Source organism: Longimicrobium sp. (genome assembly GCF_035474595.1).
Taxonomy (GTDB): domain Bacteria; phylum Gemmatimonadota; class Gemmatimonadetes; order Longimicrobiales; family Longimicrobiaceae; genus Longimicrobium.
The window spans coordinates 39,828-54,959 of sequence record NZ_DATIND010000064.1 but is presented as its reverse complement, the minus strand read 5'-3'; the positions used below and the strand labels follow the sequence as shown (position 1 = coordinate 54,959).

15 protein-coding genes are annotated in these 15,132 nt (G+C 73.5%); 8 read left to right on the top strand and 7 right to left on the bottom strand.

Annotated features, from left to right (window positions below):
* Window positions 1–9 precede the first annotated feature (9 nt).
* Complete coding sequence (locus VLK66_RS11385) at window positions 10–1,818, bottom strand: DEAD/DEAH box helicase (protein WP_325309535.1); 1,809 nt, start codon at window positions 1,816–1,818, stop codon at window positions 10–12.
* A 305-nt stretch (window positions 1,819–2,123) separates the two neighbouring features.
* On the opposite strand from VLK66_RS11385, the gene VLK66_RS11380 reads away from it, so the two are divergent.
* Window positions 2,124–4,034, top strand: a complete 1,911-nt coding sequence (locus VLK66_RS11380; protein ID WP_325309534.1) for a GAF domain-containing sensor histidine kinase — start codon at window positions 2,124–2,126, stop codon at window positions 4,032–4,034.
* Window positions 4,015–4,281: a hypothetical protein gene (locus VLK66_RS11375; protein ID WP_325309533.1), complete on the top strand. Its 267-nt coding sequence runs from the start codon at window positions 4,015–4,017 to the stop codon at window positions 4,279–4,281. Before VLK66_RS11380 ends, VLK66_RS11375 begins: the two co-directional genes overlap by 20 nt.
* A 595-nt stretch (window positions 4,282–4,876) precedes the next feature.
* Here the strand turns inward: VLK66_RS11375 and VLK66_RS11370 are convergent.
* Entirely contained in the window at window positions 4,877–5,266 is a 390-nt protein-coding gene (locus tag VLK66_RS11370) for a hypothetical protein (protein WP_325309532.1), read from the bottom strand.
* A 150-nt stretch (window positions 5,267–5,416) separates the two neighbouring features.
* Window positions 5,417–5,632, bottom strand: a complete 216-nt coding sequence (locus VLK66_RS11365; RefSeq protein ID WP_325309531.1) for a hypothetical protein — start codon at window positions 5,630–5,632, stop codon at window positions 5,417–5,419.
* Window positions 5,633–5,723: 91 nt separating this feature from the next.
* Here VLK66_RS11365 and VLK66_RS11360 point away from each other — a divergent pair, with 91 nt between their 5' ends.
* The 4 genes from VLK66_RS11360 to VLK66_RS11345 are packed head-to-tail and all read left to right on the top strand — an operon-like array spanning window position 5,724 to window position 8,350.
* Window positions 5,724–6,131, top strand: a complete 408-nt coding sequence (locus tag VLK66_RS11360) for a hypothetical protein (RefSeq protein WP_325309530.1) — start codon at window positions 5,724–5,726, stop codon at window positions 6,129–6,131.
* A complete protein-coding gene (locus tag VLK66_RS11355; protein ID WP_325309529.1) occupies window positions 6,116–6,883 on the top strand; it encodes an SDR family NAD(P)-dependent oxidoreductase in 768 nt (255 codons plus the stop codon). The genes VLK66_RS11360 and VLK66_RS11355 overlap by 16 nt, the downstream gene beginning before the upstream one ends.
* Complete coding sequence (locus tag VLK66_RS11350; protein WP_325309528.1) at window positions 6,876–7,880, top strand: asparaginase; 1,005 nt, start codon at window positions 6,876–6,878, stop codon at window positions 7,878–7,880. The genes VLK66_RS11355 and VLK66_RS11350 overlap by 8 nt, the downstream gene beginning before the upstream one ends.
* Before the next feature lie 5 nt (window positions 7,881–7,885).
* A complete protein-coding gene (locus VLK66_RS11345; protein ID WP_325309527.1) occupies window positions 7,886–8,350 on the top strand; it encodes a UPF0158 family protein in 465 nt (154 codons plus the stop codon).
* 95 nt (window positions 8,351–8,445) lie between these two features.
* Here the strand turns inward: VLK66_RS11345 and VLK66_RS11340 are convergent, their stop codons facing one another.
* Window positions 8,446–10,194 (bottom strand): PAS domain-containing sensor histidine kinase, encoded by a 1,749-nt coding sequence (locus VLK66_RS11340; protein ID WP_325309526.1) that lies wholly within the window; start codon window positions 10,192–10,194, stop codon window positions 8,446–8,448.
* A 387-nt stretch (window positions 10,195–10,581) separates the two neighbouring features.
* Between VLK66_RS11340 and malQ the strand changes: the two genes are divergently transcribed.
* Entirely contained in the window at window positions 10,582–12,099 is a 1,518-nt protein-coding gene (malQ, locus tag VLK66_RS11335) for a 4-alpha-glucanotransferase (protein WP_325309525.1), read from the top strand.
* Window positions 12,080–12,811, top strand: coding sequence for an SDR family oxidoreductase (locus VLK66_RS11330; protein ID WP_325309524.1), 732 nt, complete (start codon window positions 12,080–12,082; stop codon window positions 12,809–12,811). Before malQ ends, VLK66_RS11330 begins: the two co-directional genes overlap by 20 nt.
* A 390-nt stretch (window positions 12,812–13,201) precedes the next feature.
* On the opposite strand, the gene VLK66_RS11325 is transcribed toward VLK66_RS11330, so the two are convergent.
* The 3 genes from VLK66_RS11325 to VLK66_RS11315 form a co-directional block, all read right to left on the bottom strand.
* Window positions 13,202–13,645 carry a hypothetical protein gene (locus VLK66_RS11325; RefSeq protein ID WP_325309523.1) on the bottom strand — a complete coding sequence of 148 codons (444 nt, stop codon included), beginning with the start codon at window positions 13,643–13,645 and terminating at the stop codon, window positions 13,202–13,204.
* A gap of 45 nt (window positions 13,646–13,690) precedes the next feature.
* Entirely contained in the window at window positions 13,691–14,317 is a 627-nt protein-coding gene (locus VLK66_RS11320) for a hypothetical protein (RefSeq protein WP_325309522.1), read from the bottom strand.
* A 181-nt stretch (window positions 14,318–14,498) separates the two neighbouring features.
* Window positions 14,499–15,107 (bottom strand): hypothetical protein, encoded by a 609-nt coding sequence (locus VLK66_RS11315; protein ID WP_325309521.1) that lies wholly within the window; start codon window positions 15,105–15,107, stop codon window positions 14,499–14,501.
* Between the last annotated feature and the right edge of the window lie 25 nt (window positions 15,108–15,132).

Here is a 15,132-nt window from a genome sequence, read left to right as displayed (position 1 = left end):
ATCCGCGACCTACTCGTCGCGCGGAGGACGGCGGACGGGCGGGCGGCGCGTGCCCCCGCCGCCCCCGAAGCCCCCGCCGCGCGGGCCGCCGCGGGAGGGGGGCCCGCCCCCCTCGCGCGCGCCGCCGCCGCGGAAGCCCCCGCCCCGCGGACCCGCACCGCGCGGGCCGGTGCTGCCGGTGCCGCCCCCCGGACGGCGGGCGCGGTCGCCGCCGCGGTCGTAGTCCACGCGCACGCTGCGGCCCTTGATGGTGGTGCCGTTCACCGCGTCGATCACCCGCTGCGCCGCGTCGGCGGGCACCTCGACGATGGAGAAGGTGTCGCGGATGTCGATCTTCCCCACGCTGCTCCCGGGGATGTCGGCCTCGCCCGCGATGGCGCCCACCAGGTCGCCGGCGCGGATGCCGTCGCGCTCGCCCACGCCCACGAACAGGCGCGTGAACGGCGCGGGCGCCCCACCGGAGGTGGACTCGCGCTGCAGCGGCAGGCGCGCGCCCGCGGACGACGCGGAGGCGCGCGGCGCGGCGGCGGGCGCCGGCTCGGCCGCGGGGACGGGCGCGCGCTTGCGCAGCAGCGCGGCGGCGGCGGCGGCCACCTCGGCGGCGGTGTAGTCCTCGAACAGCGGCTCCAGCACCAGCATCTGCGCGCCCACGTCCTCCTCGCGGATGGCGCGGCGGATCTCCTGGCGGAAGCGGCGCAGCTCGTCGGCCGCCGGGTGCTGCTCGCCGGTGATCCCCGCGGGGCTCGCGGCGAAGCCGGCGCGCTTCGCGATCTCGCGCAGGTGCGGCAGCTCGCGCGGCTGCACCAGCACGAAGCCGGTGTGCTCGCCGCCATGGCGCGCGCGCAGCGCCTCTTCGTCGCCCGGCACGTCGAACGAGATCACCGTGCCCGCGCCGTCCAGCCCCTCGGCCGAGCCGGTGACCACCACGTCGGCGTCCTCGTCGTCTCCATCCCCCACCAGGAAGCCGCGCAGCGACAGCGCCTCGGCTACCTGCGCGGCCCGCTCCTCGGTACGGCACACCAGCGTGGGCGGCGCCTCGCCGTTCCCCGCGCCGCCCAGCAGCCGCGCGACCGTGTCCACCTTCTCGCGCTCGCTGACGGGAACGTAGCCGACCATGCCGGTCGTCGCCGCCTCCACCGCGTCGGGAACGGCGGGCTGCGTGGGATACTTCACCGAGCGCTTCACCCGGCGGTCGATCAGGTCCTGCACCGCGGGGGTGGAGGTGGTGGTGATGACCACGCGCTGCGCGGTGCGCGGCACGTTGTCGAACAGCGTTTCCATCGGCTCCCACCCGCCCAGCGCCTCGATGTCGCTGGCCCCGTCGATGACGATGGCCTCGACCGCGTCGAGCTTCACGCCGGACGTGCGGACCGCCTCCATCACCTGCGCGGGGGTGGCGACGAGGACGTCGGCCTCGCCCGCGGAGGTGCCCCAGCCGGGCCCGGAGACGGTGACCACCAGGTCGGCCGCATGGGCGATGGGAACGAGGGAAAGCGCCGCGTGCTCGGCCGCCTCGGCGGTGGGAACCAGCACCAGCACCCGCGTTCCCTGCCCTTCGCCGGACGCCCCGGCATCGCCCTCCTCGCCCTCACCCTCGCCGTCGCCGCCGGACGAGGCGCGGGGCTCGATGCGGTCCAGCACGCCCAGCGCGTACGCGAGCGTCTTCCCCGAGCCGCTGGAGGCGCGCGCCACCAGGTTCCCCTCGCGCCGCAGCACGGGGATGGCGGCCTGCTGCAGCGCGGTGGGGTGCTCGATCCCCTCCTCCTCGAGCGCCATCACCAGCGGCTCGCGAAGCCCGAGGTCGTTGAACGAAGCCATGTTTTCTTCCGATCCGTCTGGTCCGGGTACGTGTGCGTCCGAAGGGCGGCCAATATACGCGGTAGCAAGTATTCTGCCTACTCAAGCCCATTCCGTCACGCGGAAGCTGCGCGCGTCCGTCCCGGCTGGGTCCGGGCGGATCCCGGCGCACCGGAGGATGACCGAAGCATCGCGGCGCGGGATGCGGATCCGTCCACCCATCCCGCTCCTCACCGGAAAACACCCGCCGGAGCGTGCACGGGTCTTGCCTTTCGTCGCGCGGATGGCCGCCGGGGGGGCGGGCCACGGTGCCCGGGGAGACACGGATGCGAGCGAGCGAGCGGGGGGCGGCGGCACTGGAACCGGCGGGGGCGTACCTCGCCGAGGCCAGCCGCGTGCTCTCCGATTCGCTCGACTACGAGACCACGCTGGGGCGCGTGGCCGAGCTGGCGCTGCCGCAGCTGGGCGGGTGGTGCATCGTGGACCTGCTGGAGGAGGACGGCACCATGCGCCGCGTGGCCGTGGTGCACCCCGACCCCGCCCGCCAGCCCATGGCCCGCAGGCTGGTGAGCGGATGGCCGCCGCACCGCGACGACCCGCTGGGGCTGCCGGTGGTGATGCGCACCCGCCGCGCCGAGCTGATCCCCGACGTGAGCGAGGACATGCTCACCACCGCGGCGCACGACTCCGAGCACCGGCGCGTGCTGCAGGCGCTGGGGATGGGCGCCGTGATCGTGGCGCCCATGCTGGCGCGCGGCAGCGTGCTGGGCGCCATCACCTTCGTGAGCGGACCCGGGCAGCACTACGGCGACGAGGACCTGGCGGTCGCCGAGGACCTGGCCCGCCGCGCCGGCATCTCCATCGACAACGCCCGCCTCTTCCGCGCCGCCGAGCGCGCCCGCGCCCAGGCCGAAGAGGCCAGCCGCGCCAAGAGCGAGTTCCTGGCCGCCATGAGCCACGAGATGCGCACGCCGCTGAACGCGGTGCTGGGCTACGTGGACCTGCTGGAGGTGGAGATCGCCGGGCCGCTGACCGAGGAGCAGCGCGAGCAGATGGCCCGCATCCGCGGCTCCAGCGCGCAGCTGCTGGCGCTGGTGGACCAGGTGCTGGACCTGGCGCGGCTCGAGTCCGGGAGCCTGCCCGTGGCCCGCGAGCGCGCCCCGGTGCGCGAGGCGGTGGACGAGGCGCTGGGGCGCATCCGCACCGCGGCCGCGGCGGAAGGGGTGGCGCTGGCGAACGAGTGCCCCGGCGACAGCCGCGGCTACTTCGTCGGCGACGTGGGGCGCGTGGGCGAGGTGCTGGACCACCTCCTTTCCAACGCGGTGAAGTTCACCGGGCGCGGCGGCCAGGTGCGGGTGACCTGCGGCGTGGCGGGGCGCGCGGACCCCGGCGCGCGGGTGAGCGGGCCCGGGCCGTGGGCCTGCATCGAGGTGGAGGACACGGGGGTGGGGATCGAGCCCGGGCGGCTGGACGAGATGTTCGAGCCCTTCCGCCAGGGGAGCGCCGGGCACACGCGCACCGAGGGGGGCGCGGGGCTGGGGCTGACCGTGGCCCGCCACCTTTCCCGGCTGATGGGGGGCGACGTGACGGTCCGCTCGTCGCCCGGCCGGGGCTCGTGCTTCACACTCTGGCTTCCCGCGGCGCCGGAGAGCGAGGTGGACCTGGAGCGCGACGAGCGGGCGCGGCGCCGCAGCGGGCACGCCATCGAGGCGGCCGGGCGCGACCTCACCTGCCACGTGGACGGCGTAATGGAGGCGTACGTCCGCCGCATCCGCGGCGACGCCCGGCTGCGGAGCGCGCGCGACGCCACCACCGTGGACCTGCTGGACCACGCCGCCACGCTGGTGGCCGACGTGGCGCAGTCGATGGTGGTGCTGGGCGGGGTGGCCGAGGACACGCCACGGCTGCTGCGCGACGGCAGCCGCATCCAGCGCTTCGTGGCCGAGCTGCACGCCGAGCAGCGCCGCCGCCTGGGGTGGACCGAGCCCGAGCTGCGGCGCGACTTCGAGGTGCTGCGCGAGGAGGTGGAAAGCTCCGTGCGCACGCACTGTCCCCCCGGCGAGGGCGCCGAGGCGGCGGCCGCGGTGGCGGCGCGGCTGCTGCGGCAGTCCGAGCGCGTGGGGATGCAGGCGTACCGCGCCGCCGCGGCCAGCGACGAGCCCACCTCGCCGCCGCCCGAGGCGCGGAGCGGCGCACCCTCAGCCGAGCGGCAGGGCGATGTCGGACGACCCGGTTGAAGAGGCCGCGCGCATCCGCGAGTCGCTGGCGGAGGCGGTGAAGAAGGTCCGCGCGGGCGGCGCCTCCCCCCGCGGCGGTAACGCGGAGCCCACGCAAGCCGTGCGGAGCGAGCACGACCGCGCCGTGAATGCGCTCCTGAGCCGCACGCGCGCGGTGATCGACCGCACCCGCCGCGTCATCGAGCAGACGCGGACCAATCTCCAGCGCCTCGCCGGAAAGGACGGCGACGGCGAGAAGCCGGAGTAGGCTCGCCATCTTGCCCCTCCATCTCTCTGACCCACAGAGAGACGTCATCCTGAGGCCGGCCACACTGTCGTTGCCCCGCACGAGCGGTTGCAGGCCGAAGGATCTATAGGCGAGGTCGCACGTGCGCTGCCGGGTCGCACGATCGATCCCCGAATTCGGTATTGATACCGCGTCCGGAGGAAGAATCAGCGCGTCCCGTCGAGTCACGTGCTGCCGCGGCTCTAGATCCTTCGGCCTGCAACCTACTGTTCAGACCCTGATTACGGTGTGACCGGCCTGAATGGAAAGTTCGCGGGCTGGCCCCCTCACCGGCGACTAAAGTCGCAGCAACAACTACGGGAAGCCTCGCAAACTGCGCGAGGCTGTTCGGCTCGGCGGCGAGTTCCGATTCCGGAGGACGCCCCTTTCATCCAACGTGGTCGCGCGCAGCGCGGTGTTCGACTCAGGATGACGTCAGGCTGGTGCGGCGTGGAACATCTCATTTTCCGGATCTGGTATGAGAGGCCTTCTTTGCCGGATCGGGTTGGACGCCGATGCGAAAAGGCCGCGGAGGAGAATCGATCTCCCCCGCGGCCTCTTCACTTTCCGGCAAGGATCAGGGGCGCTTGCCGGTGGTGTCGCGCGTGCCGCCCAGGTGCGCGGGGGTGCCGCCGCCGGAGGGCGTGGAGATGTCGCTGGGCCCGGTCGCCGACGGCGGCGGCGCCTGCACCGGCGGCACGCCGGAGCCCGCGCCCGGCGCGGCCGCCCCGCCCTGCGTCTGCGCGGGGGAGATGCCGGTGCTGCCGGTGGGCGCGGGCGCGCTGCCGGGGTTCGGGTCCTGCGCGCTGGAGTTGCTGCCGCTGGTGGCCCCGCCGTTCATTCCCGTGGTGTCGTTGGGGCTTCCCTCGGTGCCGCCGCCCTGATAGTCGCCGCCGCCCGGCTTCGAGCACGCCGCGCCGAGCATCGCCACCGCCGCCAGCGTTGTGGCAACCCGCTTTCCGATCATCTCCATCTCCTTGCGCTGAGCCTCCGCGGGCCCGCCCTCCGCGGCGCCCGAGCCGCGCTCCCGGGCGCAATCCACATGCCCGCTTCGCCGCAACGCAAAGCCGCCCCCGCCGGATGAGGCGAAGGCGGCGATGTCATTCTTCTTCCGGCGTCACGAGGCGCGGCGAAGCGCGTCGCTGATCTCTTCGGTGATCTCCACCTCACCGAACAGGGAGCGGGGATACAGGTAGTCTTCCCCGCTCTCGTCGATGACCCGGAGGAAATCCATCCCCTCCGCTTCGGCGTCGGAAAGCACCTCATAAAGCTTCCGGATCTCCAGCGAAGCACGGGTTTCCGCGTTGAAGAGGCAGACGGCCCAGCGGTTCATCGGACGATTGATTCTGGTCCCGAACGGAAGCGGGACGTACAATTCCGCGGCCTCGAATCTCCAGTCCCCATAATCTTACAAGCCGCACGAGATGCCGGAAGACCTGACGGACGCGCTGCAGGACGCACGGGCGGCGGAGAAGGAGCACGCGCTCTTCTACCGCGGGCTGGCGGCCGCCGCCGAGGAGCGCGGCGACGCGGCGCTCGGCGAGCGCTTCAACGAGCTGCACGCCGACGAGCAGCACCACCTCTCGCGGCTCACCGCGCGGCTGATGGAGATGGGCGCCGCGCCGCGCGACCTGGCCCGGGTGACGACGGCCGCGCTGGGGCTGGACGGGTGGGAGATCGAGGCCCGGCTGCGCGAACGCGCCGAGGTGGCCCGCTACGAGGCGCTGCTGGCGCGCGGCTACGACGCGCAGACGGAATCGCTGCTGCGCGAGATCCTGCACACCGAGCGGCACCACGCCGCGGAGCTGGGGGGCAAGTGGACGCCGGCCTGAGCCTGGGACTGACGGGAAAGCGCGCCGTGGTGAGCGGCGCCTCGCGCGGGGTGGGGCGCGCCGCCGCGCTGATGCTGGCGCAGGCCGGCGCCGACGTGGGCGTGGGCTTCCTGAGCCGCGAGGCCGACGCCGAGGCCGCGGCCGCCGAGATCCGCGCGCTGGGGCGGCGGGCCTACGCGCAGGCGGGCGACATCTCCACCCCGTGGGGCGCGGAGCTGCTCTTCGAGCGCGCGCTGGTGGAGTTCGGGGGGATCGACATCTTCGTGGGGAACGCCGGGGTGTGGGTGCCCGACGAGGTTTCCATCGCCGACATGACCGACGAGCAGTGGCGGCGCACGGTGGCGCAGAACCTGGACTCCATCTTCCACACCGTGCGGCTGGCGGCGCGCTTCGTCACCCCCCACGGGCGCATCGTCCTGGTCTCGTCCACCGCCGGGCAGCGGGGCGAGGCCTTCCACGCGGACTACGGCGCGGTGAAGGGCGCCGTCATCTCCCTGACCAAGTCGGTGGCCGTGGAGCTGGCGCCGCGGGGGATCACGGTGAACTGCGTGGCGCCAGGGTGGACCGACACGGAGATGGTCGAGAAGCCCATGGCCGCCGGCCGCGCGCGCATCGAGGCGTCGATCCCGCTGGGGCGCGTGGCGAGCGCCGAGGACGTGGCGGGGCCGATCGTGTTCCTCTGCTCGGCGCTGGCGCGGCACTTGACCGGCGAGGTGCTGAACGTGAACGGCGGGAGCGTGCTCTGTGGCTGAGCGCGCCCTTCCCCGCATCCTGCTGCTGGCCACCGGCGGCACCATCTCCATGCGCAGGAGCGCCGAGGCCGGCGGCGCCGTCCCCCAGCTCACCGGGCAGGAGATCGTGGAGGCGGTGCCGGGGATCGAGCACGTGGCCCAGCTGGAGGTGCGCGAGTTCGGGCGCTTCCCCGGGCCGCACATGACCATCGAGCGGATGTGGGAGCTGCGCGCGGCGATCCTGGACGCCTTCGCGCAGGGCGTGGAGGGCGTGGTCGTCACCCACGGCACCGACACCATCGAGGAGACGGCGTACCTGCTGGACCGCTCGCTCCCGGCCGAGATCCCGGTGGTCATCACCGGCGCGATGCGCAATTCGTCGGAGCTGTCGTGGGACGGGCCGGCCAACCTGATGAGCGCCACCGAGGTGGCCGCCGCCCCCGAGGCGCGCGGGCGCGGGACGATGGTGGTGATGGACGAGGAGATCGTGCAGGGCGCCGAGGTGGTGAAGACGCACACCGAGCAGGCGGGCACCTTCCGCTCGCCCAACTGGGGGCCGCTGGGGATCACCGACACCGGGCGCGCCCTCTTCTACCGCGAGAGTCGCCGCCGCCCCACGCTGGCGCCGCGGCACCCCGTCGTGCCCGTGGACCTGATCAAGATCGTCGCCGGGGCCGACGCGCGGCTGGTGGAGGCCAGCCTGGACAGCGGCGCCAACGCCATCGTGCTGGAGGCGATGGGGCGCGGCAACGTTCCCCCCGCCGTCCTCCCCGGCATCCGCCGCTGGATGGACGCGGAGAAGCCCGTCGTCGTCGCCACGCGGTCCTCGCGCGGGCGGGTGCTGGATACCTACGCGTACGAGGGTGGCGGCCACCAGCTGCGGGAGATGGGGTGCATCTTCGCCGACCACCTCACCGGGCAGCAGGCGCGCATCGAGCTGATCCTGGCGCTGGGCGTGCACGGCCGCGACGTGCAGCGCATCCGCGACACCGTGGAGGCGGGCCGATACGAGGAGTAGGGGAGATGGCGAAGATCCGGATCGACTGGGTCGAGCTCGAGATGGCGATGGACAGCGGCGACGGGATGATGCGCTGGTACCTCGACCGCGAGACCGGCGTCGTGATCGGGCTGGACGACGACGATGAGCTCGAGGAAGAGGAGGAGATCCGCGCGGCGATCGCCGCGGACGAGGACGACCGCTACCTCGCCATCCCTTCGCTGTCGTCGCACGAGGGGTTCCGGGTGATGGAGGACTTCGCGAGCATGCAGGACGACGCGCGGGTCCGCGGCGCGCTCCTCGACGCGCTCGACCGCCGGCACCCGTTCCGCTCGTTCAAGGACGCGCTTGCCGGCTTCCCGGAGGTCCGGGAGAAATGGTTCGCGTACCAGTCCGAACGCCTCCGCGAGGACGCGCTCGCGTGGCTGCGCAGCGAGGGGATCGACGCCGAGCTGGTGCCGTACGTCGACCGCTCCGCCGAGAAATCCTGAACCGCAGGATCACGCAGAGGGAACGGAGAACTCACCCCGAGATGAGTTTCTCCGTTCCCTCCGTTCCCTCCGTTCCCTCCGTGTGATTCGGCTTTTCAGTTGGCCGACGGCTGCGAGTCCTCGCGGTAGGCGCCGATGGAGAGGCTCACGGCGCGGTTCAGCAGGCGGCGGACGACGGGGAGCGCCTCGTCGACCGCGCGGCTGGCGGCCACGTCGCGGGCGGCGTTCAGCGACGTCTCGATCTCCTCGCCCAGGATCTCGTACTCGCGCCGCACCTCGGCCTCGCTCCATCCCAGGCGGCAGCGCTGGCGGCCGTGGCGGATGGCCAGCAGCCGCTGCACGTCGTCGGCGTCCTTCGCGATCCCCCGCGCGTCGTCCCCGTCTTCCTCCAGCACCACCAGCACCTGCGCCAGGTCCGTCACCAGCGTGACCAGGTGGTCCTCCAGCTCCGAGCGGGTGTGGCGGCGGGCGCTGGGCGTGCCCGGGTCCACGCGCAACCGCTCGGCGTAGCCGCGCACGACGCCCGCGGCCGAGGTGGCCAGGTGCTGCGCGACCGGGGTGAGCGACCCCTGCCCGCGCGACACGGTCCCGTCGCCCGCCTGCGGCTGCGGCGCGCCGGCGGGAAGCCAGAGCGAGAAGACGGAGCCCTTTCCCGCGCGGCTGCGCACCGTCAGGTCGCCGCCCATCAGCCGCGCCAGGCGCCGGGAGATGGCGAGGCCGAGCCCGCTTCCCTGGTGCGCGCGGGTGAGCGCGTTGTCCACCTGCACGAAGGGCTCGAAGACGGCGCCCAGCCGGTCCGCGGGGATGCCGATCCCGGTGTCCTCCACCCGCGCGCAGGTCCACGGACCGGGGCCGTGCAGCTCGGCGTCGCGGTCGGGCTCGGCGCACTCGCAGCAGAGCCGGATGCTCCCCCCCGCATCGGTGAACTTGATGGCATTGCCCAGCAGGTTCACCAGGATCTGCTGCACCCGGGTGTCGTCGCCCCAGTACTCCACCTCGTCGGCGCACTCCAGCTCCAGCCGCAGCCCCTGCGCCTCGGCCTGCGGGCGCAGCAGCCCGATGGCCGCCTCGGCGGTGCGCGCCAGCGAGGCCCGCGCCGGCGCCACCGCCAGCCGCCCCGCCTCCACCCGCGCGAAGTCCAGCACGTCCTCCACCAGCGCCAGCAGGTGCCGTCCGCTGGCGCGGACGCGCTCCAGGTACTGGCGCTGGCCCTCGGTCATCGGCCCCTGCACCTCCAGGTCCAGCAGGTCGGCGTAGCCCAGGATGGCGTTGATGGGGGTGCGGATCTCGTGCGACATGGTGGCCAGGAAGCGGCTCTTCTCCACGTTGGCCGACTCGGCCGCGCGCAGCGCCTGCCGCAGCTGCTCCTCCACCGCGCGCAGGCGGGAGAGGTCCTGCACCACCATGCTGAAGCCGAACAGCTCGCCGTCGCGGTGGAGCGCGGTGAGCACCACGCGCGCCGGGAAGGGGCCGCGGTCGCGGGCGGTGCGCGTGCCCTCGCCGATGTACTCGCCGTGCTCGGCGGCGTAGCGCAGGTGCCCGTCGGGGTTCCCGTCCTCGGCGCCGCCGGCGGGGTAGAGAAAGCCCAGCGGCTGGCCCACCACCTCGGCGGGGGTGTACTCGGCCATCCGCACGGCGCCCTCGCCCCAGTGCGTGATCACGCCGTGCGGGTCCATCAGCGAGATGGCGTAGTCGTGGACGCGCTCCACCAGCAGGTGGTAGGGAGTCGCGCCCGCGCCGCGCGACCCCGGCGCGGAGCCCTCGCCCTCTCCGGGGAGCCGCGCGTCCCTCCGGCCGTTGCCGTGTCCGTTCGCCGCCGCGCCGGGTGCCGTTCCGCCGTTCATCCCAATCCCGGGAATCCGTCCTGAGCGCGGGCCCCCGCCCGCATCCGAGCGACCCAAGTACAAGCTGCATGCCAGCTTACTGGAGAGGCGGGAAGATGGGCGAAAACAGCCGTCCGCCGCGGCCTTCCGGCGGGGGCTGGACGCGCGCGGAGCGGCGGCGTAGCATGGCTCGCCCCGCGGCACTCCGTCGCGCGGCGAGGCGGGACGGAGCCCCGCGGCGGGCGCGGATTCTGCAACGGTCACGCGCCCCGTTCCCCGCCGCGGACGTCCGCTCCCGATCGCCCGCGACGCGGCCCCACGCGCCCGACCACTCCGTCCAGCGACGATGCCCCGACGCGCCGGTATCTCCATCTCCCTCCCTGCCTTACGTCTCCCGCGGGCCGCGCCGTGGTGAGGGTCACGGGCGAGCGCCGCAGCGGCGTCCTGCTGCACCCCACCTCGCTTCCCGGCGAGGGGACGGGCGACCTGGGCGCGCACGCGTACCGCTTCGTGGACTGGCTGGCCCTGGCCGGGCAGACGCTCTGGCAGATCCTCCCGCTGGTGGCCGTGGGCGAGAGCGGCTCGCCCTACAACGGCCTTTCCGCCTTCGCGGGGAACGTCACCCTTCTTTCCGCCGACCTGCTGGTGGAGGACGCGCTGCTGGACGAGGACGAGGCGCGCGCCCCGGCGTTCGACCCCGCGCGGGCGGACTTCGCGGGCGCGGCGCGGTGGAAGGACGGGCTGCTGCGCCGCGCGCACGCCGCCTTCCGCGCCTCCGCGTCGCCGGGGCTGCGCGCGGGGTTCGCCGAGTACCGCGAGCGGCAGCGCGGGTGGCTGGACGACTGGACGCTCTTCCGCGCGCTTCGCGACGTGCACGGCGCGCCGTGGACCGCGTGGCCGGAGCCGCTGCGGCGCCGGGACGCCGGCGCGCTCGCCGCGGCATCCGGGGAGCTGGCGGGAGAGATCGAGCGGCACGCGCTGGCGCAGTTCCTGTTCGACCGGCAGTGGGGCGAGCTGCGCCGCTACGCCGCCTCGCGCGGCATCTTCGTGGTGGGCGACATCCCCATCTTCGTGGCCCACGACAGCGCCGACGTGTGGGCGCACCCGGAGATCTTCGCGCTGGACGAGGGCGGCCATCCCACCGTGGTCAGCGGGGTGCCGCCCGACTACTTCAGCTCCACCGGGCAGCGCTGGGGGAACCCGCTCTACCGCTGGGACGTGCTGGAGCGCCAGGGCTACGGCTGGTGGACGGCGCGCTTCCGGCGCACGCTGGAGATGGTGGACATCGCGCGCATCGACCACTTCCGCGGCTTCGAGAGCTACTGGGAGGTGCCGGCCGACGAGGCGACGGCGCTGCACGGCCGCTGGATGCCCGGCCCGGGAACGCGCCTGTTCGCCGCGGTGGAGCGCGAGCTGGGGCCGCTTCCGCTCATCGCCGAGGACCTGGGGATCATCACCCCCGAGGTCGAGCGGCTGCGCGACGAGCTGGGCTTTCCCGGGATGCGCGTCCTCCAGTTCGCCTTCGGCCAGGACGATCCGGAGAATCCCCATCTCCCCCGCAACTACCCGCGCGAGTGCGTTGCGTACACGGGGACGCACGACAACAACACCGCGCTGGGATGGTGGCACGACGAGGCGGGCGCCGGCGAGCGGGCCGCGCTGGCGGAGCTGGCGGGGGACGCGCACCCGGCCGAGGTGGGGTGGCGGATGATCGAGGTGGTGCTGGGGTCGCGGTCCGACCTGGCGGTGATCCCGCTGCAGGACGTGCTGGGGCTGGGAAGCGAGGGGCGGATGAACACGCCGGGGTCGGTGAGCGGCGACTGGCAGTGGCGCTTCCGCGACGGGTCGCTGACGCGCGAGCGGGCGTCGCGGCTGCGCGAGATCACCGCGCGAACCGGGAGGCTGCATGGCGAAGAACGGCGCTGAGGCGGCGGGCGGGCCCGTCGCCTTCATCTCCGGCGGCGCGGGAAACCTGGGGCGCGCCGTCACCCGCGTGTTCCTGGAGGCGGGGTGGCGCGTCTCGGTGGCGCTGCACCACACCGACCGCAAGGACGCGCTGGACGAGCTGAAGTCCGCGTACGCCGGGCGCGTGTCCACCTGCATGCTGGACCTGACCACCGAGCGCGGCGCCGACTCGGCCATCCGCCAGACGACCCAGTGGGGCGGGAGACTGGACGCCGTGGCGCACGTGATGGGCGCGTGGCACGGCGGCGCGAAGGTGGGGGATACCTCGCTGGGCGTGTGGGAGGCGATGATGTCGGTGAACCTCACCAGCGGCTTCCTGCTCGCGAACGCCGCCATCCCGCGGATGGCGGACGGCGGCGGCGGGTCGATCGTGTTCGTGGCCTCGCGCGCGGCGCGCGAGCAGCGCGCGGGGAACGGCGCGTACGCGGTCAGCAAGGCGGGGCTCATCGTCCTGGCCGAGACGATCGCCGAGGAGTACCGCGACCGGGGCGTCCGCGCCAACGCCGTGCTCCCCGGCACCATCGACACCCCCGCCAACCGCCGCTCCATGCCGGACGCCGACGCCTCGAAGTGGACGCCGCCGGAGGAGATCGCGCGCGTGGTCCTCTTCCTCGCCTCCCCCGAGTCCGCCCCCGTCAACGGCGCCGCCGTCCCCGTCTACGGCCGCAGCTGATGCCGGATCTTGCAATCACCCGTGCATTGCAAACGCACAGAGAGACGTCATCCCGAGTCGAACACCGCACTCACGCGACCATGGAGGATGAAAGGAGATCGGTCGTGAGCACCGGGGCCGCGGAGTGAGCGGATCAGCCTCGCGCAGTTTGCGAGGCTTCCCGTAGTTGTTGCTGCGACTTCAGTCGCCGGTGACTGACTGCGCCAGGAACTTTCCATCCGGGCCGGCCACACCATCGTTGCCTCCCACACGAGCGGTCGCAGGCCGAAGGATCTACAGGCGAGGTCGCACGTGCGCTGCCGGATCGCACGGTCGATCTCCCACATCGTGACGAAGCCCCCGCTCCGGAAATCCGGCCAGGGGCTTCATCGTTCGCGATCCGGTCGGCGCCTACTGCACGGTCACGTCCTGCTCCAGCCGCACGCCGTCGCCGATGGGCTCGCCGGCGGCGGCCATGCCGGCGTGCTCCACGCGCACGTGGTAGGTGCCCGGCGCCAGGCCGGAGATGTCCGCGCGGTAGCCCGAGACGGCGATGAAGCCGGGACAGGCGTGCTCGGTGTCGTGCTTCAGCTCCAGGCGGAACACCAGGTCGCCGCCGTCCACGCGCGCGGTGGGCTTCGGCGAGTCGCAGCCGCCGTAGGTGTAGGTGCCGTAGATGGTCACGGTGCCGGACGCGCTGCTCCCCGCGGTGAACGGGGGCGTCCCCGCCAGGGGAACGCCGATGTTGTTGAACGACACCGGCACGCGGTTGCCGCCGGTGGCGTCGGAGCACGCCGCCAGCGCGGCGAGGGAGAGCGCGCCGGCCAGGGCGCGGAGGGTCGGTACGAGCTTCATCTTTCCTGTGATCGTCTTGCGGTTCGATGTGTGTGAGCCGCGGATTCAGAACCGCAGCTGTGGAACGACCTGCACGCCCGCGGCCCAGCGCGAGCCGGAGCTGTCCTCGCCGTGGCTCCAGAGCACCGTGCCCTCGACCGCCACGGGAAAGCGCTGGGCGACATTGAACACGCGCCCCAGCGCCAGCCCCGCCGCGGGCCCGGCCTCGTGGCTGACCTGCGCGTCCGTCACCCCGCCGGAGCCCACGAAGTAGGTGGCGAAGGCGTGCCGCCCCAGCCCCACGCCCGGGCGGACGTAAACCTGCTCCGGGTCGCCGATCTGCACCGAGGCCAGCAGCGACACGGTGTTCAGCACCACCGGCCGCCGGTTCACCTGCGTACCGCCGAGCTCGTTGGTCACGACGATGTCGGAGTTGCGCGGCCGGTCGTCGCCCAGGCCGTGCACGCCCACCTCCAGCATGGCGGCCAGCGAGCGGCTGAATCCCCATCCCACCCGCCCGTGCAGCGCCGGGCCCAGGCGGTGCTGCCCCAGCTCGTCGTTGTTCACCGCGCTCACGCCCACCCCGATCCCCACGAACGGCCCGCGCGGGTTCAGCTGCGCCCCGGCGCGAGGGGCGATCACGGCCGACGCGGCGAGCACGGCGGCGACGAGGAAGGTGGAAGAGCGATTCATCTCCGGTCTCCGGCGAAGAAGTTCCGTCGTCCTATCGAATTCGGGATCGGTCGTGCAAACCGGCAGCGCACGTGCGGCCTCGCCTATGGATCCTTCGGCCTGCAACCGGTCGTGCCAGGGCAGCTACGGTGTGGCCGGCCTCAGGATGACGTCTCTCCTGATTTTCGGAACAGATCCGCTGTCAGAAGCGGACGTCGCGCACCACCTGCACCCCGGCGGACCAGCGCGGGCTGCTGCTGTCCTCGCCGCCGCTCCAGCGCGCCACCGCCTCCACGCCCAGCGGAAACCCGGGGATCACGCTCACCTCGCGGCCCACGGCCAGCCCGGCCGCGGGGCCCCACTCACCCTCGGTCTCCAGCTTCCACCCGTCCGTGGGGAGCGGGCGGTACGAGGCGAAGGTGTGCCGCGCGAAGCCGATCCCGGGGCGCACGTAGATCGTCCGCGGCGAGCCCGCCTGCAGCGACGCGAGCACCGAGAGCGTCCGCAGGTTGTGGGGGATGCCCGGCGGGCCGCCGATGACGGCCAGGTCGGGGAGGGGCTGGATCCCCACACGGGTGCGCCCGATCCCGTCCAGCCCTCCCTCCACCAGCAGCGCCATCGTGGGGCTGAGCGCCCATCCGGCGCGCAGGTGCAGCGACGGAGTCACGCGCGACTGGTCCGTAGCCGGCTCGCCCACGCGGGCGACGCCGACCCCGGCTCCAACGAATGGTCCGGCCTGGGCCGCGGCATGCGTCCCCGCCGCCGACGTGGCGAGCGCGAGGAGGATGGGGAGAAGCGAAGCGTGTTTCATCTGCCGGACTCTCGGGTCTGTGTGG

Bases quoted from the DNA above. Each gene is read 5' to 3' on its own strand.
- VLK66_RS11385 (WP_325309535.1), bottom strand. From the start codon at position 1,818: ATGGCTTCGTTCAACGACCTCGGGCTTCGCGAGCCGCTGGTGATGGCG.
- VLK66_RS11380 (WP_325309534.1), top strand. From the start codon at position 2,124: ATGCGAGCGAGCGAGCGGGGGGCGGCGGCACTGGAACCGGCGGGGGCG.
- VLK66_RS11375 (WP_325309533.1), top strand. From the start codon at position 4,015: ATGTCGGACGACCCGGTTGAAGAGGCCGCGCGCATCCGCGAGTCGCTG.
- VLK66_RS11370 (WP_325309532.1), bottom strand. From the start codon at position 5,266: ATGATCGGAAAGCGGGTTGCCACAACGCTGGCGGCGGTGGCGATGCTC.
- VLK66_RS11365 (WP_325309531.1), bottom strand. From the start codon at position 5,632: ATGAACCGCTGGGCCGTCTGCCTCTTCAACGCGGAAACCCGTGCTTCG.
- VLK66_RS11360 (WP_325309530.1), top strand. From the start codon at position 5,724: ATGCCGGAAGACCTGACGGACGCGCTGCAGGACGCACGGGCGGCGGAG.
- VLK66_RS11345 (WP_325309527.1), top strand. From the start codon at position 7,886: ATGGCGAAGATCCGGATCGACTGGGTCGAGCTCGAGATGGCGATGGAC.
- VLK66_RS11340 (WP_325309526.1), bottom strand. From the start codon at position 10,194: ATGAACGGCGGAACGGCACCCGGCGCGGCGGCGAACGGACACGGCAAC.
- VLK66_RS11330 (WP_325309524.1), top strand. From the start codon at position 12,080: ATGGCGAAGAACGGCGCTGAGGCGGCGGGCGGGCCCGTCGCCTTCATC.
- VLK66_RS11325 (WP_325309523.1), bottom strand. From the start codon at position 13,645: ATGAAGCTCGTACCGACCCTCCGCGCCCTGGCCGGCGCGCTCTCCCTC.
- VLK66_RS11320 (WP_325309522.1), bottom strand. From the start codon at position 14,317: ATGAATCGCTCTTCCACCTTCCTCGTCGCCGCCGTGCTCGCCGCGTCG.
- VLK66_RS11315 (WP_325309521.1), bottom strand. From the start codon at position 15,107: ATGAAACACGCTTCGCTTCTCCCCATCCTCCTCGCGCTCGCCACGTCG.